Here is a 24,337-nt window from a genome sequence, read left to right as displayed (position 1 = left end):
GAGGGGTGAATCTGTTGACAGGTCAACTTATCCAATACGGAAGGCATCGTCAGCGTAGAAGTTACGCAAGAATTTCCGAGATTTTAGAATTACCTAACTTAATAGAGATTCAAACAAAATCTTATGAATGGTTCTTAGAAGAAGGTTTAATCGAGATGTTTAGAGACATTTCACCAATTGAAGACTTCACTGGAAATCTTTCATTAGAATTTGTTGATTACAAATTAGGTGAGCCAAAGTACGATTTAGATGAAGCAAAGAACCGTGATGCTACTTACTCAGCGCCACTTCGAGTAAAGGTACGATTAATTATTAAAGAAACAGGCGAAGTGAAAGAACAAGAAGTCTTTATGGGTGATTTCCCATTAATGACTGATACAGGTACGTTTGTCATCAATGGTGCAGAACGTGTTATCGTATCTCAGTTAGTTCGTTCACCATCTGTATACTTCAATGATAAAGTCGATAAGAATGGTAAAGTGAGCTTTGGAGCGACTGTTATCCCTAACCGTGGTGCGTGGCTTGAATATGAAACTGATGCGAAAGATGTTGTATTCGTTCGTATTGACCGTACACGTAAATTACCGATAACTGTACTTTTACGTGCATTAGGATTCTCAAGTGACCAGGAAATCATTGATTTATTAGGTGACAACGAGTATTTACGTAACGCATTAGATAAAGATAATACTGAGTCAACTGAAGCTGCATTACTTGAAATTTATGAACGTTTACGTCCAGGTGAACCACCTACAGTGGAGAACGCGAAAAGCCTTTTATACTCTCGTTTCTTCGACCCAAAACGTTATGACTTAGCAAGCGTTGGACGTTATAAAATGAATAAAAAGTTACATTTAAAACACCGTCTATTCAACCAAACTTTAGCTGAGCCTATCGTTGATGTTGAAACAGGTGAAATCGTAGCTGAAGAGGGTACACTTTTAGATCGTCGTAATTTAGATCAAATTTTAAATGTACTTGAAAACAATGCCAACCAAAAAGTATTTACTTTAGAGAATGGTTTATTAGACGAGCCGATTGAAATTCAATCTGTTAAAGTTTACATTCCTGGAGATGAAGAAAAACGTACGACAACAATTATCGGTAATGCTTTCCCAGATGAAGAAGTGAAATGTATCACACCTGCTGATATCTTATCTTCTATTAGTTATTTCTTTAACTTATTAGCTGGAGTAGGTTTCACTGATGATATCGATCACTTAGGTAACCGTCGTTTACGTTCTGTTGGTGAGTTATTACAAAACCAATTCCGTATCGGTTTAAGTCGTATGGAGCGTGTTGTACGCGAACGTATGAGTTTACAAGATACTGAATCTGTAACACCTCAACAATTAATTAATATCCGTCCTGTCATTGCATCTATTAAAGAATTCTTTGGTAGTTCACAATTATCTCAGTTCATGGACCAGGCAAACCCATTAGCTGAGCTTACACATAAACGTCGTTTATCTGCATTAGGACCGGGTGGTTTAACAAGAGAACGTGCTGGTATGGAAGTACGTGACGTTCACTACTCTCACTATGGCCGTATGTGTCCGATTGAAACGCCGGAGGGACCAAACATCGGGTTGATCAACTCACTTTCAAGTTATGCGCGTGTCAATGAATTTGGTTTCATTGAAACACCATACAGAAAAGTTGATATTGAAACAAATACTGTAACATCGCAAATTGACTACTTAACAGCTGACGAAGAAGATGCTTATGTTGTTGCCCAAGCGAACTCTCGCTTAGATGATAATGGTAAGTTTTTAGATGACGAAGTTGTTTGTCGTTTCCGTGGTGATAATACTGTAATGGCACGTGAACGCATGGATTACATGGACGTTTCACCGAAACAGGTTGTTTCTGCTGCCACAGCATGTATCCCATTCTTAGAAAACGATGACTCGAACCGTGCCTTAATGGGTGCGAACATGCAACGTCAAGCAGTGCCGTTAATGAATCCTGAAGCACCATTTGTTGGTACTGGTATGGAACACGTAGCAGCACGTGACTCTGGAGCTGCAGTAGTAGCAAAATATAAAGGTCGTGTAGAGCACGTTGAAGCACGTCAGATTAAGGTTCGCCGTATTGTTGAAGAAGGCGGAAAAGAAATCGAAACAGATTTAGATGTATACAAATTAGCGAAATTCGCACGTTCAAACTCTGGTACTTGTTACAACCAACGTCCAATCGTTGAAGCTGGTGACATCGTAACAAAAGGTGAAATCTTAGCAGATGGTCCTTCTATGGAACTTGGTGAGATGGCACTTGGTCGTAACGTAGTTGTTGGATTTATGACTTGGGATGGTTATAACTATGAGGATGCTGTAATCATGAGCGAACGTCTTGTGAAAGACGACGTATATACTTCTATCCATATTGAAGAATATGAATCAGAAGCGCGTGATACGAAGCTTGGACCTGAGGAAATCACAAGAGATATTCCTAACGTATCTGACAATGCACTTAAAAACTTAGATGATCGTGGTATCATTTTCGTGGGAGCTGAAGTACGTGATGGTGACATCTTAGTTGGTAAAGTAACGCCTAAAGGGGTTACTGAATTAACGGCTGAAGAACGTTTATTACATGCAATCTTCGGTGAAAAAGCGCGTGAAGTACGTGATACTTCATTACGTGTACCACACGGTGCTGATGGTATCGTATTAGACGTGAAAGTCTTCAATCGTGAAGATGGCGACGAGTTACCACCAGGTGTTAACCAATTAGTACGTGTTTACATCGTTCAAAAACGTAAAATTCACGTTGGGGATAAAATGTGTGGACGTCACGGAAATAAAGGGGTTATCTCACGTATCTTACCAGAAGAAGATATGCCATTTATGCCTGATGGAACACCAATCGACATCATGTTAAACCCACTTGGGGTACCTTCTCGTATGAACATCGGACAAGTATTAGAGTTACACTTAGGTATGGCTGCTAAAAACTTAGGTCTGCATGTTGCGTCTCCAGTATTTGATGGAGCGAACGATGAAGATGTTTGGTCAACAATCGAAGAAGCTGGTATGGCACGTGACGGTAAAACTGTACTTTATGATGGACGTACTGGTGAACCGTTCGATAACCGTGTATCAGTTGGTGTAATGTACATGCTTAAATTAGCCCACATGGTTGATGATAAGTTACATGCACGTTCAACTGGACCTTACTCACTTGTTACACAACAACCACTTGGTGGTAAAGCGCAATTTGGTGGACAACGTTTTGGTGAGATGGAAGTATGGGCACTTGAAGCTTACGGTGCGGCGTATACTTTACAGGAAATCTTAACGTACAAATCAGATGATACTGTTGGTCGTGTGAAAACTTACGAAGCAATCGTTAAAGGTGAAAACATTCCACGTCCAGGTGTTCCTGAATCATTCCGCGTATTGATGAAAGAGTTGCAAAGTTTAGGGTTAGATGTAAAAGTAATGGATAACAAAGATGAAGAGATTGAAATGCGTGATTTAGAAGATGACGATTTCATCGATTCAAAGATTAACCTTGCAAAAGCACCAACACCAGAGGCTGAGATCACTGAATAATCACTATCTCAAAAGCTAGTCACTAATTTTGTTTAGCAAATCATGTAGATACTTAAGTGTTTACATGATGGTTAAACAAGTTGAAATATAAATCTTGATAAAATTTTTAATACACTAAGGAGGTAGGGCTTTGATTGATGTAAATAACTTTCATTACATGAAGATAGGTCTCGCTTCACCTGAAAAAATCCGTTCATGGAGTTTTGGTGAAGTTAAAAAGCCAGAAACAATTAACTACCGTACATTAAAACCTGAAAGAGATGGTTTATTCTGTGAGAAAATTTTCGGTCCAACAAAAGACTGGGAATGTAGCTGTGGTAAATATAAACGTGTACGTTACAAAGGTATGGTCTGTGACCGTTGTGGCGTTGAAGTAACAAAATCAAAAGTACGTCGTGAACGTATGGGTCATATTGAATTAGCTGCACCTGTATCACACATCTGGTATTTTAAAGGAATTCCTTCTCGTATGGGATTACTTTTAGATATGTCTCCGCGTTCTTTAGAAGAAGTTATCTATTTTGCTTCTTACGCTGTAATTGATCCTGGTCCAACTGGATTAGAGAAAAAATCATTATTATCTGAAAGAGAATACCGTGAGTATTACGATAAGTTCCCCGGGCAATTCACTGCTAAGATGGGTGCTGAAGCGATTAAAGATTTATTAATGGACATCGACTTAGATGGAGAATTAAAATCTTTACGTGAAGAATTAGAAACAGCAACAGGACAACGTTTAACAAGAGCAATCAAACGTTTAGAAGTTGTGGAATCATTCCGTAATTCTGGTAATGATCCTTCTTGGATGATTTTAGATGTTTTACCAATCATTCCACCTGAAATTCGTCCAATGGTTCAATTAGATGGTGGACGTTTCGCTACATCTGATTTAAACGATTTATATCGTCGTGTTATTAACCGTAACAACCGTTTAAAACGTTTATTAGATTTAGGTGCGCCTGGTATCATCGTACAAAACGAAAAACGTATGTTACAAGAAGCAGTTGATGCTTTAATTGATAATGGTCGTCGTGGCCGTCCAGTTACTGGACCAGGTAATCGTCCATTAAAATCTTTATCTCATATGTTAAAAGGGAAACAAGGTCGTTTCCGTCAAAATTTACTTGGTAAACGTGTAGACTATTCTGGTCGTTCGGTTATCGTAGTAGGTCCTAACTTAAAAATGTATCAGTGTGGTCTTCCTAAAGAAATGGCACTTGAATTATTCAAACCATTTGTTATGAAAGAACTTGTTGAACGTGAAATTGCGACAAACATTAAGAACGCTAAAGGTAAAATCGAGCGTATGGAACCAGAAATCTGGGACGTTTTAGAAGACGTTATTCGTGAACACCCAGTTCTGTTAAACCGTGCACCAACACTTCACCGTTTAGGTATCCAGGCATTCGAACCGACATTAGTTGAAGGTCGTGCGATTCGATTACATCCACTTGTAACGACTGCATACAATGCCGATTTCGATGGTGACCAAATGGCCGTTCACGTACCTTTATCTAAAGAAGCGCAAGCTGAAGCACGTATGTTAATGTTAGCTGCACAAAATATCTTAAACCCTAAAGATGGTAAACCAGTTGTTACACCATCTCAGGATATGGTATTAGGTAACTACTACTTAACATTAGAGCGTTTAGGTACAATTGGTGAAGGTAGAATCTTTAAAGATACGAATGAAGTTATTATGGCTTATGTCAACGGGTATGTTCATTTACATGCGCGTATTGCAGTTCAAGCTGGATCATTTAACAATCCAACATTTACTGACAAACAAAATAGCCAATTATTAATCACTTCTGTTGGTAAAGTAATCTTTAATGAAATTATGCCTGAATCATTCCCGTTCATTAACGAACCAACTTTATCAAACTTAGAAACAATAACACCTGATAAATATTTCATCGATGCAACTGAATTAACTGAAGAAGGATTATTAAAATACTTAAACGAGCAACCACTTGTTAAACCATTTAATAAAAAATTCTTAGGTCAAATCATTGCTGAAGTGTTCAATAGATTCCATATTACTGATACTTCTATGATGTTAGATAGAATGAAAGATTTAGGATTTAAATATTCTTCACGTGCTGGTATTACAGTAGGTGTATCTGACATTGTGGTATTACCTGATAAACAAGATATTATCGGTTTAGCAGAAGAAAAAGTAGATAGAGTAACGAAACAGTTCACACGTGGTTTAATTACTGAAAGTGAACGTTACGCAGCTGTTATTGAGATTTGGACGAAAGCTAAAGATGACATTCAAGCAAAATTAATGAACTCTTTAGATGACTTGAACCCAATCTTCATGATGAGTGACTCTGGTGCCCGTGGTAACGCGTCTAACTTTACGCAGTTAGCAGGTATGCGTGGACTGATGGCCAACCCGGCTGGACGTATCATCGAGTTACCAATCAAATCTTCATTCCGTGAAGGTTTAACAGTATTAGAATACTTTATCTCTACGCATGGTGCGCGTAAAGGTCTTGCCGATACAGCACTTAAAACTGCCGATTCAGGTTACTTAACACGTCGTCTAGTTGACGTTGCTCAAGACGTTATCGTACGTGAACCTGATTGTGGTACTGACCGTGGATTACTTGTTTCAGCGATCCGTGAAGGTTCAGAACTTATTGAACCATTCATTGAGCGTTTAGAAGGACGTTATTCTCGTGAAACAGTAAGACACCCAGAAACAAAAGAAATTCTTGTTAAAGTGAACGAATTGATTACACCTGAAATCTCGAAACAAATCGTGGATGCAGGTATCGAAGAAATGCATATCCGTTCGGCATTTACATGTAACTCACGTCATGGGGTTTGTGAAAAATGTTACGGTAAAAACTTAGCAACAGGTGAAAAAGTAGAAGTTGGCGAAGCAGTTGGTACAATCGCTGCCCAATCTATCGGTGAACCTGGTACTCAGTTAACGATGCGTACATTCCATACAGGTGGGGTTGCCGGTGCCGATATTACACAAGGTTTACCTCGTATCCAGGAATTATTCGAAGCGCGTAATCCGAAAGGTCAAGCTGTTATTTCTGAGATTAACGGTGAGATTATCGAATTAAACGTAGTAAAAGATCGTATGCAGGAAATTAAAGTTAAAGGTGAAAACGAAGTACGTACGTACTTAGCACCTGGTACTGCAAGACTTAAAGTAGAAGTTGGTCAAAAAATAGCACGTGGTGAAGTAATGACTGAAGGTTCTATCGAGCCTAAACAATTATTAGCTGTAGCGGGACTTAATGCGACACAAAGCTACTTATTAAAAGAAGTTCAAAAAGTATACCGTATGCAAGGGGTAGAAATCTCAGATAAACACGTTGAGGTAATGGTACGTCAAATGTTACGTAAAGTTCGTATTATCGAAGCAGGAGATACGAAATTATTACCAGGTGCATTAGTTGATATTCATACATTTACTGATGCTAACCGTGAAGTATTTAAAGCGAGAAAACACCCAGCAACAGCGAAACCTGTATTGCTTGGTATTACGAAAGCATCTCTTGAAACAGAAAGTTTCTTATCTGCAGCATCGTTCCAGGAAACAACACGTGTGTTAACTGATGCGGCGATCAAAGGTAAACGTGATGACTTATTAGGACTTAAAGAAAACGTTATTATCGGTAAGTTAATCCCAGCTGGTACAGGTATGAGACGTTATAGTGGCGTTGAATACGAAAAAGATGCACCAGCATTAGAGCAAGATGAAGTAGTAGTAACTGAAAACTAATAAATTTTACACCCAAATATTAATATTTGGGTGTTTTTTATGTCACTAAACGTTCACAATCACAAAACAGATAATTTAATAGAAATTAGTGTATGATAGTTAAACTGAATATAATAAAGGAGGGTGAATATGAATATTAAAATGAAAGAACTCATCGTAATGGTATTAGGATTAGTTGAAATTATTGCCGGATTTGCATTATATGAAGAGTCACAATTAGGCGGGATTACATTTATTTTGTTGGGCTTTGTATTCTTAGCGATTATGTTTATCATGGAACGAAAAGATTACGATAGTAAACATTATAATCTGAAATAAAATTTACAAAAAACAACATGTCACCATCGATTCTAATCCCGACGACAGAACGTCCGGTTATAATTATCACACCGACGCCATCTAGTGAGTTACCTTCTGTATCAGAACAGTTACCTAATCGTCCAGGCGTTTGACCACCTGTAGACAATAATGATGATAATGTTCAGGATTTTAATAGTCCTAATATCGATATCGATATAGATATTCCTGAAACAGATTCAGTAGACATCAATGTAACATATCAACCACTTATTGAAGATGATATTGAGGGAAATAAAGATCGTGAGGATGAACTGGATATATTAATTGGATTGAGTCCGATTGAGTTACCATTAAATCGTTCTATATTAGATAAAGACCTTCCTTTAAATAATGCAAAGGATGACAATCAAAATAATGACAACCAAAAACTTAACGATGACGATAAAGAAGATATCGATATTTAAAAAGATTAAATCAAAGAAAGCTTATATTTACCGAGAAGAAAAGTTAGAAGGAAAATATATGTTGATGCATATACGAAAAAATATTGATGCCTTGCCTTATGGTTTCGTCAATTATATCGATGTTATTTTGGATAAGAAGATAATACGTAATTAAATAAAAAAAATATTGAAATACAATTGACTTATACCTAAAATGATGATAGTATTATTTAGGTTGATGAGTAGCACTTAATAGCTTTGGAGGATTGCAATGTCTAATGAAAAAGTTATGCACTCTAGTCAATATGTAGTGGGACTTAAGGAGTCTGTTAAAGCACTTAAGAAGGATTGTGTAGCATCTCTTGAGATAGCATGCGATACCAACATCCACTTATTAACTACCGTGCTATTACTAGCATACCAAAAGCAAATACCTATTGAATTCAGCAAGTCTAAAGACGTGCTGGGTAAACAATATGGCATTCAAGTGAGAGCAACTGTTGTTGCACATTTGAAATCCGCTTTGTAAGGCGGTATTCTTACAAATCTTTTTTTACCTAAAAAATGAACCACCTGGATGTGTGGAATTAAACAAAAGAGAGGAGGACATTCAAAATGCCAACTATTAACCAATTAGTTAAGAAACCAAGAACTTCAAAAGTTAAAAAATCAACTGCGCCTGCATTAAACAAAGGGTATAACAGTCATAAGAAAAAAGCTACTGACTTAGCATCTCCACAAAAACGTGGTGTATGTACTCGTGTAGGAACTATGACACCTAAAAAACCTAACTCAGCGTTACGTAAATATGCACGTGTGCGTTTATCAAATAATATTGAAGTTAATGCTTACATTCCTGGTATCGGACACAACTTACAAGAACATAGTGTAGTACTTATTCGTGGAGGACGTGTTAAAGATTTACCGGGGGTACGTTACCATATCGTACGTGGAGCATTAGATACTTCAGGTGTTGACGGCCGTATGCAAGGACGTTCTTTATACGGAGCTAAAAAGCCTAAAGCTAAAAAAGCATAATTTTAATTTAAATCTTGCACTTACTGTTTAGAGAATATTTCATTTTTGTAAATGTAGTGTTCTAACTAGACATCGAAAAATAAAAAAAATATACTGAGGAAGGAGGATATTAATATGCCTCGTAAAGGACCTGTTGCTAAAAGAGACGTATTACCGGATCCAATTCATAATTCAAAATTAGTTACTAAATTAATCAACAAAATTATGATCGATGGAAAACGTGGTACTGCTCAAAAGATTTTATACAACGCTTTTGAATTAGTTCAAGAACGTTCTGGTCGTGATTCTATGGAAGTTTTCGAAGAAGCGATCAACAATATCATGCCTGTATTAGAAGTTAAAGCTCGTCGTGTTGGGGGATCTAACTACCAAGTACCTGTAGAAGTACGCGCTGAGCGTCGTACAACTTTAGGATTACGCTGGTTAGTAAACTACTCACGTCTTCGTGGTGAAAAAACTATGGAAGAGCGTTTAGCTAACGAAATCTTAGATGCTGCTAACAACACTGGTGGTGCTGTTAAGAAACGCGAAGATACACACAAAATGGCTGAAGCAAACAAAGCATTTGCTCATTACCGTTGGTAAGATAAAAGTTAACCCTTTAGTAATTGTATGCAGCTTGCTGTCTTCAATTTACTTGAGGGCTACTTTCTTAAAATAAACCAATCCTGGAAGGAGAAAGAATACCCATGACAAGAGAATTCTCTTTGAGCAACACTCGTAATATCGGTATCATGGCCCACATTGATGCTGGTAAAACGACTACTACTGAACGTATTCTTTATTATACTGGTCGTATCCACAAAATTGGTGAAACACATGAAGGTGCTTCACAAATGGACTGGATGGAACAAGAACAAGAACGTGGTATCACAATCACTTCAGCTGCTACAACAGCTCAGTGGAAAGGTACGCGTATCAACATCATCGATACACCTGGACACGTAGACTTCACAGTAGAAGTTGAACGTTCATTACGTGTACTTGATGGAGCGGTAACAGTACTTGATGCACAATCAGGTGTTGAACCACAGACTGAAACTGTATGGCGTCAAGCTACTACATACGGAGTTCCTCGTATCGTATTCATCAACAAGATGGATAAAACTGGTGCGGACTTCAATTATTCTGTAGGTACTTTACACGACAGATTACAAGCAAATGCACACCCAATTCAAATGCCAATCGGTGCTGAAGATCAATTCAACGCAATCGTAGATTTAGTTGAAATGAAATTACACACTTATACAAATGATTTAGGTACTGACATTGAAGTATCTGATGTTCCTGAAGAATACTTAGCAGATGCAGAAGCAATGCGCGAACAATTAATTGAAGCTGTTGCGGATGTTAATGAAGATTTAATGGACAAATATTTAGGTGGAGAAGAGATTTCAGTTGAAGAATTGAAAGCTGCTATCCGTCAAGCTACTTGTGATGTTGAATTCTTCCCAGTATTAGCTGGTACAGCATTCAAAAACAAAGGTGTTCAATTAATGTTAGATGCTGCAATTGCATACTTACCATCACCATTAGATGTTAAACCAATCGTAGGTCACGAAGTTGACGATAAAGATGCTGAAATCATCGCTAAACCAGATGATTCTGAGCCATTTGCTGCTTTAGCGTTTAAAGTTATGACTGATCCATTCGTAGGTAAATTAACATTCTTCCGTGTGTATTCTGGTACATTAAACTCAGGTTCTTATGTACAAAATGCTACTAAAGGCAAACGTGAACGTGTAGGACGTATCTTACAGATGCATGCTAACTCACGTGAAGAGATTTCAACAGTTTACGCTGGAGATATCGCTGCTGCAGTAGGTTTAAAAGATACAACTACTGGGGATACTTTATGTGATGAAAAGGTTCAAGTAATCTTAGAATCAATGGAATTCCCAGAACCAGTTATTCACTTATCTGTTGAGCCTAAATCTAAAGCTGACCAAGATAAAATGACTAACGCATTAGTTAAATTACAAGAAGAAGATCCAACATTCCACGCGCATACTGATCCTGAAACAGGACAAGTTATCATCGGTGGTATGGGTGAGCTTCACTTAGATATCCTTGTAGACCGTATGAAACGTGAATTTAAAGTTGAATGTACAGTTGGTGCGCCAATGGTATCATACCGTGAAACGTTTAAAACAACTGCTGCCGTTCAAGGTAAATTCTCACGTCAATCAGGTGGTCGTGGACAATATGGTGACGTTCATATCGAATTCTCACCTAATGAAGTTGGAGCTGGATTCGAATTCGAAAACGCTATCGTCGGTGGGGTAGTTCCTCGTGAATATATTCCTTCAGTTGAAGCGGGTCTTAAAGATGCAATGGAAAATGGTGTATTAGCTGGATATCCATTAATCGATGTTAAGGCTAAATTATTTGATGGTTCATACCATGATGTCGATTCATCTGAGATGGCCTTCAAAGTAGCTGCTTCATTAGCTTTAAAAGAAGCTGCTAAAAAATGTGATCCTGTAATCTTAGAACCTATGATGAAGGTAGAAATCGTAATGCCTGAAGAATACATGGGTGATATTATGGGTGACGTTACAAGTCGTCGTGGACGCGTAGAAGGTATGGAAGCTCGTGGTAACGCACAAGTTGTTCGTGCATTTGTACCTCTTGCTGAAATGTTCGGTTATGCAACTAACTTACGTTCTAATACACAAGGTCGCGGAACTTACTCAATGGTGTTCGATCACTATGAAGAAGTACCAAAATCAGTATCAGAAGAAATCATCAAGAAAAACAAAGGTCAATAATCTGTAAATACTTGAACGGTGCACAGTTCAATATATTGCAATTTAAGACTAAATGATTTATAAATGAATTATGTATTCCCTCATGAGGGTGAGAATCTCTCATGAGTAATATTAAAAAATTAACTTAAACTTAAGGAGAGATTTCGAAATGGCTAAAGAAAAATTTGATCGCTCGAAAACACATGCCAATATTGGTACTATCGGTCACGTTGACCACGGTAAAACAACTTTAACAGCTGCAATTGCAACTGTATTATCAAAAAAATTAGGTGGGGAAGCTCGTTCTTACGACCAAATCGATAACGCACCTGAAGAAAAAGAACGTGGTATCACAATCAATACTTCACACATCGAGTATGAAACTGAAAAACGTCACTACGCTCACGTTGACTGCCCAGGACATGCTGACTATGTTAAAAACATGATCACTGGTGCTGCTCAAATGGACGGTGGTATCTTAGTAGTATCTGCTGCTGACGGTCCAATGCCTCAAACTCGTGAACACATTCTTTTATCACGTAACGTAGGTGTACCTGCATTAGTAGTATTCTTAAACAAAGTTGACATGGTTGACGATGAAGAATTATTAGAATTAGTTGAAATGGAAGTTCGTGACTTATTATCTGAATACGATTTCCCTGGCGACGATATTCCAGTAATCGCTGGTTCTGCTTTAAAAGCATTAGAAGGCGAAGAAAAATACGAAGAAAAAATCATAGAATTAATGGATGCAGTTGATGAGTACATCCCAACTCCAGAACGTGATTCTGAAAAACCATTCATGATGCCAGTTGAGGACGTATTCTCAATCACTGGTCGTGGTACAGTAGCTACAGGACGTGTTGAACGTGGACAAGTTAAAGTTGGTGAAGAAATTGAAATCATCGGTTTAACTGAAGAGCCATCTAAAACAACTGTAACTGGTGTTGAAATGTTCCGTAAATTATTAGATTACGCTGAAGCTGGTGACAACATTGGTGCATTATTACGTGGGGTTTCACGTGAAGATGTTCAACGTGGACAAGTATTAGCTAAACCAGGAACTATCACTCCACATACTAAATTTAAAGCTGAAGTTTACGTATTATCTAAAGAAGAGGGTGGACGTCATACTCCATTCTTCACTAACTACCGCCCACAGTTCTACTTCCGTACAACTGACGTAACTGGTGTAGTTAACTTACCAGAAGGTACTGAAATGGTTATGCCTGGAGACAACGTTGAAATGAACGTTGAATTAATCTCTCCAATCGCGATTGAAGACGGAACTCGTTTCTCAATTCGTGAAGGTGGACGTACTGTAGGATCAGGTGTTGTATCTGTAATCGAAAAATAATATCACTTTTGTGATTTTTAAAACCCACGAGGGACGCCTCGTGGGTTTTATTTTTATATTTTTACTATTCTTTTCCTAATGTATCCATATGTTCGATTAAATTGACAAATACTCTAACGCCATTTAACAATCCATTTTCATCCATATCAAATTTAGGATGATGATGTGGAAAATCAGCTTGTAATGTTTCATTTCTAACCCCAGTGTTGAAATAACATCCCGGTCTTTTCTGAAGAAAGTAAGCAAAATCTTCACCACCAAGAGATGGTGTTCCTTCTAGTACTTCAGCAATTTCTGAAATATCTTCACTTAAATTTTTAAGCCATAACGTTTCTTTTTCACTATTGATTAATGCAGGATAACCGTCGGTGTAGTTTAATGTAATGTTAACATTAAAGCTCTTTTCAATACCTTGAATTATCTCATTTATTCTTTCGATCATTACAGCTTTAATCGATTGATCATACGTGCGCAATGTACCGCTTAAATGCGCAGTTTCTGCAATAACATTAAAAGCATTACCACTATTAAATTCTCCAATCGTTAATACACCTATTTTTATCGGATCGATGCTACGAGAGACAACGGTTTGTAGTTGTGTGATTAAGTAGCTAGCTGCGATAATTGCATCATGTGTCGTATGTGGCGCAGCGCCATGTCCGCCTGACCCGTGTATATCCATTGTAAATGCATCGGCAAATCCATATGATGGACCGGTAATAAAACTCACTGCATTACTTTTTAAATTGCTTGAACTGTGCGTTCCAAAAACATAATCAACTCCTTCTAGAACACCTGCTTCAATCATTGATTTAGCGCCACCTGGTAAAACTTCCTCAGCATGTTGATGGCAAAGAATGACGGTACCTTTAAGTTCATTTTGATGTGCTTTAATGATTTTAGCAGTAATCAGCAGCATTGCTGTATGACCATCATGTCCACAGGCATGCATAACACCAGGGACTTTTGATTTATAAGGTACATCTTTCAAATCCTGAATAGGTAATGCATCGAAATCCGCACGTAGTAATACTGATGGGCCAGGTAATTTACCTTCTATCACACCATATAATCCATTACCTCCGACATTACGCGTAACCGGTATATCAAGTGCTGTTAAATAGTTTGCGATATACTCGGCTGTTTCTGTCTCATGAAAAGAGAGTTCCGGATGCATATGCAAATATCTTCTTATTTCAATCAACTCTTCTTTAAATTTCTCTACCTCTTTATACCATGCCATCTACAGTCCCCCCTTGTTCAAAGTAATCTTCAGTAACTTGTAAGAACACTTTTACTGCATTTACCATGCCTCTTTCATCAATATCAAATTTTGGATGATGATGAGGAAAATCTGCTTTAAAGTTCTCGTTGCGTGTACCAGTATAGAAAAATGAACCTGGAACACGTTGTAAGTAATAAGAAAAATCTTCTCCACCTAGAGAAGGCTCAAGTTCAACAAGTTCCTCTACACTCTCTATTTTGCGTGCGGCACTGACAATTAAGTCTGTTTCGTTTGTAGTATTTACAACTGGAGGATATCCTTTTGAATATTTTAATTCATAGGTAATGCCCATCGTCGTTACGAGTCCTTCTAAACATTTTTTCAGTTCTTTATACATTAAACTTTGTGTTTCAGCATTAAACGTTCTGATTGTCCCAGCTATTTTAGCAGTATCAGGAATAACATTGTTCTGATCACCTGCTTCTAATTGCGTAATTGATAGCACTGCAGGTGTTGTTGGATTTGTTTTACGTGAAACAATATATTGAAGATCATTACATAAGCGTATTGTTGCTGCAACTGGATCAATCGTCGTATCTGGATGTGCGGCGTGCCCACCTTTACCTTGAATCGTAATCCAGAAATCATCAGGGATGCCTGTAGCTGTACCATATTTATAACCAATCTTTCCTACGTCTAAAGAACTTGATACATGTTGACCGATAATAGCATCCACACCACTTAAACAATTGTCTGCTATCATTTGTATTGCACCACCAGGATCAACTTCTTCAGCGTGTTGATGGATGAATACTAAATTTCCATTCAGTTTATCAAAGTTTTCTGATAGAATTTTTGCTGTGATAAGTAGGACAGCTGTATGAGCATCATGACCACAAGCGTGCATAATACCTGGAACCTGTGATTTATAAGGCACTTCTTTTTCATCTTGAATAGGTAATGCATCGAAATCAGCGCGAATAGCAAGTGTAGGTAAATCAGGATTTTTAATTAAACGTCCTACGACACCGCGTCCACCTACGCCAGTTTCAACTTCAATGCCTAAATCAGTTAAATAGTCAGCGATAAACTGGGGCGTTTCCGTTTCCTGAAATGATAGTTCCGGATTCATATGAAAATGACGACGAAGTGCTACAAGTTCGTCATAATACTTCTCTATTTGTTTAAACATAGTACACCTTCTTCTAATAAAATATTTAAAAATAACATGGCAGCATCATTCATTGCAGATTCATCAAAATCAAATAAAGGGTGATGGTGAGGTGCAGTTATGCCACGTTCTTTATTACCAGCAGCAGTAAAGAAGAAAGCACCTGGCTTATGCTGTAGATAGTATGAGAAATCTTCACCGATCATCACTTGTTCCATTTCATTAAAGGGTAACCCGGCACGTTCTGAGGCACGTTTAATAACATCCACACATTCATTGTGATTGATAACGGCAGGATAACCGTCGATATAATCTAATGTGTATGTTAGCCCTTTTGCAATCGATAGTCCTTTTAATTCATTTTCCATCGCTGTTTTTATCAGCGTTTTAATTTCAGGATCGAATGTTCTCACTGTGCCGGTACAAAAAGCTTTATCACTTATGATATTAAATGCATTACCAGCAACAACTTTCCCGATAGTAAGAACTGCTTCACTTGTTGGGGGAACATTTCTGGAAACTATAGTCTGTATATTTGTAATAAATGTTGCCATCGCCACAATCGCATCTATTGCTGTATCAGGATGAGCACCATGACCACCTTTCCCTTGTATTGTGATATCGAACATATCCGGACTAGCCAGCATCGCATCATATTTACAATGTATTGCCCCATGCTCAAAAGGTGACCATAGATGATTGCCGTATATTCTATCCACACCTTCGAGTGCACCGTCATTGGACATTGGTTCTGCGCCACCTGGAGCAAGTTCTTCAGCAAATTGGAAAATTAGAACGATGGTTCCATTAATATTGTCGAAGTGGTTATTTAATATTCGCGCTACTCCTAGCAGAATAGAAGTATGACCGTCGTGCCCACAGGCATGCATAACACCATCGTTGTGAGATTTATACGGGACGTCTTTTTGATCATGAATCGGCAGTGCATCGAAGTCAGCACGTAAAGCAATTGAAGAACTGCTACCGTTTGAAATGGTTGCCACTAATCCTTTCTGACCGACACGTTCTCGGATCGAGAAATGTTTAAGCTGCTGTAATTGCTCAAGAATAAATGCATAAGTATTTGTTTCTTCAAAAGATAGTTCTGGATGCATATGTAAAAATCTGCGGTCTTTTATAAGTTGCTCTGTTTGATTTTGTACGAGCTGCTGGATATCCAAGTGGCTCACTCCTCTGCAGTATAATGTTATTAGTGTAACAGAGATATTAGAATATTTAAACTTCTTAATCTGGAAGAAACCGTTTACTTATTCAATAGCAGTTCATTATAACTTATGTTATGATGTAAATGAAAATTACATTCTAGGGGTGCTTAAAATGTCTAAAGTATTAGAACAGTTCTTAACAGAGAATTTAAATTATTTAAAAGACAACGGTCTATACAATGAAATTAATGTTGTTGAAGGCGCAAATGGTCCAATCATTAAAATTAAAGGTAAAGAATTAATCAACCTTTCATCTAATAACTACTTAGGTTTAGCTACAAATGATCGCATGAAGAAAGTTGCAAAAGAAGCTGTAGACTCACACGGTGTTGGTGCAGGTGCGGTACGTACAATCAATGGTACATTAGATTTACACGTTCAATTAGAAGAAAAATTAGCAGAATTTAAAGGTACTGAAGCTGCAATTGCATACCAATCTGGTTTTAACTGTAATATGGCAGCAATTAGCGCAGTTATGAATAAAGAAGATGCAATTCTTTCAGATGAATTAAACCATGCATCTATCATCGACGGATGTCGTTTATCTAAAGCGAAGATCATCCGTGTAAATCACTCAGATATGGCCGATTTACGTGCGAAAGCAAAAGAAGCGGTTGAATCTGGTTTATACAAAAAAGTAATGTATATTACTGATGGTGTATTCTCTATGGATGGAGACGTTGCAAAATTACCAGAAATCGTTGAAATCGCTGAAGAATTCGGTTTAATCACTTATGTTGATGATGCACACGGTAGTGGTGTAATGGGTAAAGGTGCAGGAACAGTGAAACATTTCGGTCTTCAGGATAAGATTGATTTCCAAATCGGTACTTTATCAAAAGCAATCGGTGTTGTTGGTGGATATGTAGCTGGTACTCAAGATTTAATTGACTGGTTAAAAGTTGCTTCACGTCCATTCTTATTCTCTACTTCATTAGCGCCAGCAGATACACGTGCGATTACTGAAGCAATCGATATTTTAATGGAATCTACTGAGTTACATGATAAGTTATGGGAAAATGGTAACTACTTAAAAGACGGTCTTAAAAAATTAGGTTTCGATATCGGTCATTCAGAGACACCGATCACTCCATGTATTATCGGTGATGAGAAAACAACTCAAGAATTCTCTAAACGTTTAATGGAAGAAGGCGTATATGCTAAATCTATCGTCTTCCCAACTGTGCCAAAGGGTACAGGACGTGTACGTAATATGCCAACTGCTGCGCATACTAAAGAAATGTTAGACGATGCTTTAGCAATTTATGAGCGTGTAGGTAAAGCGTTAAATATCATTAAATAATTTGTAAATCTTAAAATAATATGAACAAATCACAAAAGAGTGGGAATTTCCCACTCTTTTTATGTATCTCCCTAATGGACATGTAACCGTTTTTATTATAGAATAAATGTAAAAATAATTAAAAATTATTACATTTGTACTCTTAAGAAAGACAAATGTACATAAAGGGGTATACACATGAAAAGAATTATGATTACTGGTGCATTAGGTCAAATCGGAACTGAATTAACGCTTAAATTACGTGAAATTTATGGTGTAGACAATGTATTAGCCACAGACTTACGTCGTCCAGAAGAAGGCGCAAAAGTTTTAGAAGGTCCTTTCGAAGCGTTAGATGTAACAGATGCTGAACGTATGGACAAATTAGCTGCGGACTTTAAAGCAGATACATTAATGCATATGGCTGCATTATTATCAGCTACTGCTGAGAAAAATCCGGTATTTGCATGGAACTTAAATATGGGTGGATTACTGAATGCATTAGAAGTTGCACGTAAATATAACATGCAATTCTTTACACCATCTTCAATCGGAGCTTTTGGACCTAGCACACCAGCTGATAATACACCACAAGTTACAATTCAACGTCCTACAACAATGTATGGTGTAAACAAAGTTTCTGGTGAGTTATTATGTGACTACTACTTCCACCGTTTCGGTGTAGATACGCGTGGTGTACGTTTCCCAGGTCTTATCTCACACGTTAAAGAACCAGGTGGCGGTACGACTGACTATGCAGTAGAAATCTACTTCAAAGCGATTCGTGAAGGTAAATACACATCATACATCAACAAAGGTACATACATGGATATGATGTTTATGGATGACGCGATTGATGCGATTATCAAGTTAATGGAAGCACCTGCTGAAAACTTAAAAGACCGTAACGCATTTAACGTTACAGCAATGAGTGTAGATCCCGAAATGATCGCTGCAAGCATTCGTAAAGTAATGCCAGACTTCGAACTTGATTATGATGTAGATCCAGTGCGTGAAGGTATTGCACAAAGCTGGCCGAACTCAATCGATGCAACTGAAGCGAAGCAACAATGGGGATTTGAACCTAAATTTGATTTAGATGCGATGACGAAAGAAATGTTAGATGCAATTAACTTAAAAGAAAATAAATAATTGATAAATTTTATAAAGAATCCGAAGAAATGCGTAGTAAATACTGCGAATTTCTTCGGATTTTTTTGATTTTTTAAATGTAAGCGTTTTAATTATATTAAACAATTAGAATTTTCTAAAAACTTATTGAAAAACAAATTTAGAGTTGCTATACTGAGTGACATTAACAATAAATTTTGAAAGGATTGAATGAAATGGTAGCAGTATTTGAAGTGGAAGAACGAATGCATAAACAGCAAAAGCCTGATTCTGAAAACTTGGGATTTGGTCGATTTTTTACAGATTATATGTTTTCAATGGATTACACACAAGAAGAAGGTTGGCATAATAAAAAAATCATCCCTTATCAGGAAATCTCCATGAGCCCAGCTTCGCAAGTACTTCATTATGGTCAGGCAGTCTTTGAAGGACTGAAGGCTTACAAGACAAAAGATGGTATTCAGTTATTTCGCCCCGACCAAAATTTTAAACGAATGAATAAATCATGTGAACGATTAGAAATGCCTCAAATAGATGTTGAGGAAATGGTACAAGCACTCAAACAGCTTGTTGCACTGGAAGAAGCGTGGATTCCAGATGGCGCCGGCCAGTCTTTATATATTAGACCGATTGTATTTGCGAATGAACCATTCTTAGGTGTAAGACCAGCGCTCAGCTATAAATTTTTGATTCTTTTATCTCCGGTAGGTGCTTATTACGGTGGTGAACAATTATCACCAACGAAAATCTATGTTGAAGATGAATATGTTAGAGCGGTTAGAGGTGGTGTAGGCTTTGCGAAGGCAGCAGGCAACTATGCTGCAAGTCTGATTGCTCAGTCAAGAGCTGAAAAATTAGGCTATGATCAAGTATTGTGGCTAGACGGTGTGGATCAAGCATATATTGAAGAAGTAGGAAGTATGAATATATTCTTTGTTATCAACAATAAGCTTGTAACACCTGAACTGAACGGCAGTATTTTACCAGGTATTACACGTAAGTCTATTTTAGAGCTTGCTGAGCATTTAGGGTACGATGTAGAAGAACGTCGCATCAGCATTCAGGAAGTTGTGGATAGTGCAAAGGATGGTAGTTTAACGGAAGTATTTGGTGCAGGAACAGCAGTCGTTATCTCACCGGTTGGCGAGATTAAATATAAAGATGAAGTATTAACGATTGGCGATGGTAATACAGGTAAATTAACTGAAGAGCTATATAAGGCGTATACAAGCATTCAAAATGGTTCGAAAGAAGATTCATTTGGATGGTGTATTTCAGTAGAATAAATATTAAGGAGAGTGGTCAATTATGGATATTCATATTTGTAACGATAAAGAAGGTCATATTATGTAAAAACTAAAAATAGGAGTGGATAATTATGGAACATGAGATGAGTAAAAAAGCATATTTTAAGGATCGATTCGAAAAAGGAGCACAAGGTATCTCAGCCGGTATCTTTGTATCTCTCGGGGTAGGCATGCTCTTAAAGTCACTAGGTGGTTTATTACACATTGATTTATTAGTTCTTTTCGGCACAATTTCGATGTTAATTTTAGCGCCGGCACTTGGAGGAGCGATTGCTTATAGTTTAGGCGCAAATGGCATTACATTAGTTTCTGCAATGGTGGCTGCGACGATTGGCGGTAACGCGCTAAAAGAAGTGAATGGAGTATTTACAATCCAGACAGGACTTCCAATCGGTGCAATTATCGGTGCAATCGTAGCAACGTATGTCGGGAAGAAAGTAACCGGAAAGACGATTCTTGACATGATGGCCGTACCAACATCTGCAGTGCTTGTAGGTAGTGTAGTAGGTTATTATCTCGCACGTGTCGTTGAACCGGCATTAGTCGTTATTTCGAAATCGATCGCTCAATCTGTAGAAGGACAACCACTTATCTCATCTGTAGTGATTGCGCTCGTATTTGCAGTTATCGTAATGACACCAGCATCTTCAGCAGCGCTGGTTATCGTCTTACAACTTGACCCAGCATCTTCTGCGGCAGCGCTTGTCGGTATCTCAGCACAATTTGTAGGATACACAGCTATGGGATTAAAGGATAATGATTTAGGTGGCTTCTTGGCACAGCTCGTTTGTACACCTAAAGTTCAGTTCCCGAACATTGTAAACAACCCTAAAATTATGGTAGCGCCACTTGCAGCTGCTGCAATCAGTGGACCGGTTGCAATCCTTGGATTTCATTTAGGCGTGCCATATGAAATTGGTGGTATCGGTTTATGCGGATTTATCGCACCGATGCAAATCTTAAATGATCAAGGGGTTGTACCATTTACGCAATTTATGATTGCAGGCGTATTACTTCCGCTTGTAGTTACTTATGTATTACACTACGGTGTCGCACGACGTTTCAACCATGTGAAAGCAGGGGATTTAGCGTTAGAAATCAAATAAATAATATATCTCACTCAAGCTCGAGTGAGATATATTTGCGTGAAAGGGGTATAAAAATAATAAAAGTAAAGCTAAGGAGAAGAGAAAGACTATGACGAAATTAATCGTATTTGATAAAGACGGAACATTAATGAAATTAGGACATCCGGTGGTGAAGTTAGCTGATGACTTGATTAACGAATTTTCAGTCCGTACAAATATTCATGTGCCAAAATCTGAAATAAAAGACGCATTCGGTATTGTCGATGATCATGTTGATAAATTGATTGGTGCAAAAACAGCAAAGGCAATCGTATCCAGTTTAGAAAAGCTTCCGAATGGTGATGCGATGGCCAGCTGGTTACTTAAAAAGATTGAACATGCAACGTCTGACAATGAAGTGGAAGACATCGAAATTATTGAAGGTGTTCAGGAAACATTGAAATCTCTACATGATAAAGGTTACCTTCTTGCTATCGTATCAGCGGATGACACAGCTTCAATGGATTTATTTATAGATAAATATAGCATTCGTGAATATTTTGATATGATTATTACGAGTGACGCATCAGAGTATCATAAACCCCAAAAAGAATTGTTGCAGCTTATTATGAATGATTTAAATGTTGCCAAAGAGAAAACGATGATGGTGGGTGACACAGAGATGGATATTGAACTTGGGCAAAATGGTGAAGTTGGTAAAATCGTTGGTGTATTATCAGGATCTGGTGATCAACAGGATTTGCGTAATGCCCACGTTGTTCTAGATAGTGTTGCTGAAATGATTGACAAACTTGAGTTATAAAACAATATAAAAATGGTACGGTAAATTTTTACCGTACCATTTTTATCTTTTATCTTTTATGCATAGCTCTATGCGTTTCAATGACTTTTGCGATTTTCTGAATAACAGGGTCCAGTGAATCGATATTGTCATACACATCATATTCATTAATATTTACACGTACGACTGGACAGGCGTTGAAACCATCAATCCACTTTTCATAACGCGCAAATAAGGCACGCCAGTAAGCTTCATCAGTTTCAATTTCCATTTGACGTCCACGCTCAGCGATACGATTAATTACAGATTCATAGTCACACTCTAAATAGATTAAACAGTCAGGTTTAGGGAAGTATGGTGTCATCACCATGGCTTCATATAATTCATAATACGTTTTGAAGTCTTCAGCCGTCATCGTACCGCCTTCTTCATGCATCTTAGCGAAGATATCAACGTCTTCGTAAATAGAGCGATCTTGAATAAATCCACCACCATACTCAAACATACGTTTTTGTTCTTTGAAGCGTTCTGCTAAAAAGTATATTTGCAGATGGAAGCTCCAACGATCAAAGTCAGCATAGAATTTTTCAAGATAAGGATTATTATCAACTTTTTCGAAAGACGTTTTAAAGTTTAATTTTTCAGCTAAAGCTCTTGTTAAAGAAGATTTACCGACACCTACTGTGCCAGCGATAGTAATAATTGCATCATTTGGTATTTGGTACATTGTGTTCTCCAATTCTCGCGGTAATGCGTTGTAATATTTGTTCGAAATCTTGTGGATTATTTACAAAGTCAAGATGTGTCGTATCGATAAGTAAGGTTGTATCACTATCTTTCATAGATTCGTATACATTTTTATAATCATCGGTTAACTTAATCAGATAATCATCTTCAATGATTTGTTCAAAGTCACGCGCACGTTTGGCGATACGTTTCTTTAACGTATCAAGATCTGCTGTTAGGAATATCGTTGCATCAGGTTCTCTAATATCTTCAGTCAAAATATCGTAGATGCGGATAAATTTATCATATTCATTATGGTTTAAAGTATTCTTTGCAAACACTTTATTCTTTAGAATATGATAATCGCTGACTACAGCTTTATCTTTACTTAACTCACTTAACTCTTTGTATCGATGGCATAAGAAAAACATCTCGGTCTGAAAGCTCCACTTTTCAATGTCAGCATAAAAGTCTGAAAGAAAAGGATTCTCTTCTACGATTTCGTACATCGCAGGAACGCCTAGATGTTTAGAAAGTAAAGTAGTTAATGAACTTTTGCCGACACCGATAGGGCCTTCAATTGCAATATATAAAGGTGTCATAATAATCTCCTCTAATGTAGAATAAAATAGTATATAGTATTGTAACACAAAAATTATGAAGGTGGACGATAATTTGAATCATGAAGTTTATATGAAACTTGCAATTGAAGAAGCAAATAAAGCTTTAGCAATTGATGAAGTACCGATTGGTGCTGTAGTAGTCCATCACGGTGAAATTATCGGTAGAGGGTTTAATACACGGGAGTCCGAACAAAATCCGATTCATCATGCGGAGATGAAAGCAATTCAGGCAGCAAGTGAACATTTAGGGTCGTGGCGCTTAGAGGAGTGTACTTTGTATGTAACACTGGAACCATGTGTGATGTGCAGTGGAGCTATCGTGATGAGTCGTATACCAATTGTTGTTTACGGCGCACATGATGAAAAAGGTGGATGCAGTGGCAGTCTGATGAACTTACTCAATCAACGGGAATTTAATCATCGGGCAACTGTGATTAGCGGGATATGTCATGATGAATGTAGTAACTTACTGAAAGATTTCTTTAGAATTTTAAGACAGAAAAAGTTACACGAAAAACAAAAAAAACTTGAAAGTGAGTTATTTTAGATATCGCTTAAAAAATTTGTTAAACTGTATGTAT

20 protein-coding genes are annotated in these 24,337 nt (G+C 37.5%); 15 read left to right on the top strand and 5 right to left on the bottom strand.

From position 1 onward, the window contains the following. Positions 1–14: 14 nt before the first annotated feature. The 9 genes from rpoB to tuf all read left to right on the top strand — a co-directional run bounded on the left by rpoB (position 15) and on the right by tuf (position 13,196). Positions 15–3,557, top strand: a complete 3,543-nt coding sequence (rpoB, locus tag HT586_RS11720; RefSeq protein ID WP_203545866.1) for a DNA-directed RNA polymerase subunit beta — start codon at positions 15–17, stop codon at positions 3,555–3,557. Between the two features lie 130 nt (positions 3,558–3,687). Further along, a complete protein-coding gene (gene rpoC, locus HT586_RS11715; RefSeq protein WP_203545865.1) occupies positions 3,688–7,308 on the top strand; it encodes a DNA-directed RNA polymerase subunit beta' in 3,621 nt (1,206 codons plus the stop codon). Positions 7,309–7,437: 129 nt separating this feature from the next. Then, entirely contained in the window at positions 7,438–7,626 is a 189-nt protein-coding gene (locus tag HT586_RS11710) for a hypothetical protein (RefSeq protein ID WP_188018548.1), read from the top strand. A gap of 396 nt (positions 7,627–8,022) precedes the next feature. Further along, positions 8,023–8,226 (top strand): hypothetical protein, encoded by a 204-nt coding sequence (locus HT586_RS11705; protein ID WP_203545864.1) that lies wholly within the window; start codon positions 8,023–8,025, stop codon positions 8,224–8,226. A 96-nt stretch (positions 8,227–8,322) separates the two neighbouring features. Further along, entirely contained in the window at positions 8,323–8,580 is a 258-nt protein-coding gene (locus tag HT586_RS11700) for a ribosomal L7Ae/L30e/S12e/Gadd45 family protein (RefSeq protein WP_096077873.1), read from the top strand. 86 nt (positions 8,581–8,666) lie between these two features. Further along, the gene (rpsL, locus tag HT586_RS11695) at positions 8,667–9,089 is read left to right on the top strand and encodes a 30S ribosomal protein S12 (protein ID WP_096077874.1); all 423 of its coding nucleotides are present in this window, start codon (positions 8,667–8,669) and stop codon (positions 9,087–9,089) included. 114 nt (positions 9,090–9,203) lie between these two features. After that, entirely contained in the window at positions 9,204–9,674 is a 471-nt protein-coding gene (rpsG, locus tag HT586_RS11690; RefSeq protein ID WP_111746644.1) for a 30S ribosomal protein S7, read from the top strand. 104 nt (positions 9,675–9,778) lie between these two features. After that, the gene (fusA, locus tag HT586_RS11685; protein WP_133354235.1) at positions 9,779–11,860 is read left to right on the top strand and encodes an elongation factor G; all 2,082 of its coding nucleotides are present in this window, start codon (positions 9,779–9,781) and stop codon (positions 11,858–11,860) included. A 148-nt stretch (positions 11,861–12,008) separates the two neighbouring features. After that, on the top strand, positions 12,009–13,196 hold the full coding sequence (gene tuf, locus HT586_RS11680; protein WP_203545863.1) for an elongation factor Tu: 1,188 nt from the start codon (positions 12,009–12,011) through the stop codon (positions 13,194–13,196). A 64-nt stretch (positions 13,197–13,260) separates the two neighbouring features. On the opposite strand, the gene HT586_RS11675 is transcribed toward tuf, so the two are convergent. From HT586_RS11675 to HT586_RS11665, 3 genes are read right to left on the bottom strand one after another with little or no spacing between them, the layout of a single operon-like run. Next, positions 13,261–14,439, bottom strand: coding sequence for an amidohydrolase (locus HT586_RS11675; RefSeq protein ID WP_203545862.1), 1,179 nt, complete (start codon positions 14,437–14,439; stop codon positions 13,261–13,263). Continuing rightward, a complete protein-coding gene (locus HT586_RS11670; RefSeq protein ID WP_203545861.1) occupies positions 14,426–15,613 on the bottom strand; it encodes an amidohydrolase in 1,188 nt (395 codons plus the stop codon). The genes HT586_RS11675 and HT586_RS11670 overlap by 14 nt, the downstream gene beginning before the upstream one ends. Beyond that, complete coding sequence (locus HT586_RS11665) at positions 15,598–16,773, bottom strand: amidohydrolase (protein WP_238999247.1); 1,176 nt, start codon at positions 16,771–16,773, stop codon at positions 15,598–15,600. The genes HT586_RS11670 and HT586_RS11665 overlap by 16 nt, the downstream gene beginning before the upstream one ends. A 157-nt stretch (positions 16,774–16,930) precedes the next feature. On the opposite strand from HT586_RS11665, the gene HT586_RS11660 reads away from it, so the two are divergent. The 5 genes from HT586_RS11660 to HT586_RS11640 all read left to right on the top strand — a co-directional run bounded on the left by HT586_RS11660 (position 16,931) and on the right by HT586_RS11640 (position 22,428). Continuing rightward, positions 16,931–18,121, top strand: coding sequence for a glycine C-acetyltransferase (locus HT586_RS11660; protein ID WP_096077881.1), 1,191 nt, complete (start codon positions 16,931–16,933; stop codon positions 18,119–18,121). A gap of 177 nt (positions 18,122–18,298) precedes the next feature. Then, complete coding sequence (locus HT586_RS11655) at positions 18,299–19,252, top strand: NAD-dependent epimerase/dehydratase family protein (RefSeq protein ID WP_203545860.1); 954 nt, start codon at positions 18,299–18,301, stop codon at positions 19,250–19,252. 194 nt (positions 19,253–19,446) lie between these two features. Further along, positions 19,447–20,517 (top strand): branched-chain amino acid aminotransferase, encoded by a 1,071-nt coding sequence (locus HT586_RS11650; RefSeq protein WP_203545859.1) that lies wholly within the window; start codon positions 19,447–19,449, stop codon positions 20,515–20,517. 92 nt (positions 20,518–20,609) lie between these two features. Further along, positions 20,610–21,644: a PTS sugar transporter subunit IIC gene (locus HT586_RS11645; RefSeq protein WP_232508207.1), complete on the top strand. Its 1,035-nt coding sequence runs from the start codon at positions 20,610–20,612 to the stop codon at positions 21,642–21,644. 91 nt (positions 21,645–21,735) lie between these two features. Next, positions 21,736–22,428, top strand: a complete 693-nt coding sequence (locus HT586_RS11640) for an HAD family hydrolase (RefSeq protein ID WP_188018555.1) — start codon at positions 21,736–21,738, stop codon at positions 22,426–22,428. 49 nt (positions 22,429–22,477) lie between these two features. Here HT586_RS11640 and HT586_RS11635 read toward each other — a convergent pair whose 3' ends face one another. Together HT586_RS11635 and HT586_RS11630 are read right to left on the bottom strand one after the other, a co-directional pair. Further along, the gene (locus HT586_RS11635) at positions 22,478–23,134 is read right to left on the bottom strand and encodes a deoxynucleoside kinase (protein ID WP_203545858.1); all 657 of its coding nucleotides are present in this window, start codon (positions 23,132–23,134) and stop codon (positions 22,478–22,480) included. Next, positions 23,115–23,735, bottom strand: coding sequence for a deoxynucleoside kinase (locus HT586_RS11630; RefSeq protein ID WP_096077887.1), 621 nt, complete (start codon positions 23,733–23,735; stop codon positions 23,115–23,117). The genes HT586_RS11635 and HT586_RS11630 overlap by 20 nt, the downstream gene beginning before the upstream one ends. Before the next feature lie 73 nt (positions 23,736–23,808). On the opposite strand from HT586_RS11630, the gene tadA reads away from it, so the two are divergent. Beyond that, positions 23,809–24,303: a tRNA adenosine(34) deaminase TadA gene (gene tadA / locus HT586_RS11625; protein ID WP_257790029.1), complete on the top strand. Its 495-nt coding sequence runs from the start codon at positions 23,809–23,811 to the stop codon at positions 24,301–24,303. The last annotated feature ends 34 nt before the right edge of the window (positions 24,304–24,337 follow it).

Origin of the sequence: Macrococcoides bohemicum, assembly GCF_016865215.1 — a bacterium.
Taxonomy (GTDB): domain Bacteria; phylum Bacillota; class Bacilli; order Staphylococcales; family Staphylococcaceae; genus Macrococcoides; species Macrococcoides bohemicum.
Note: the sequence above shows the minus strand (reverse complement) of the source record. Positions and strands in the feature narration are given on the sequence as shown.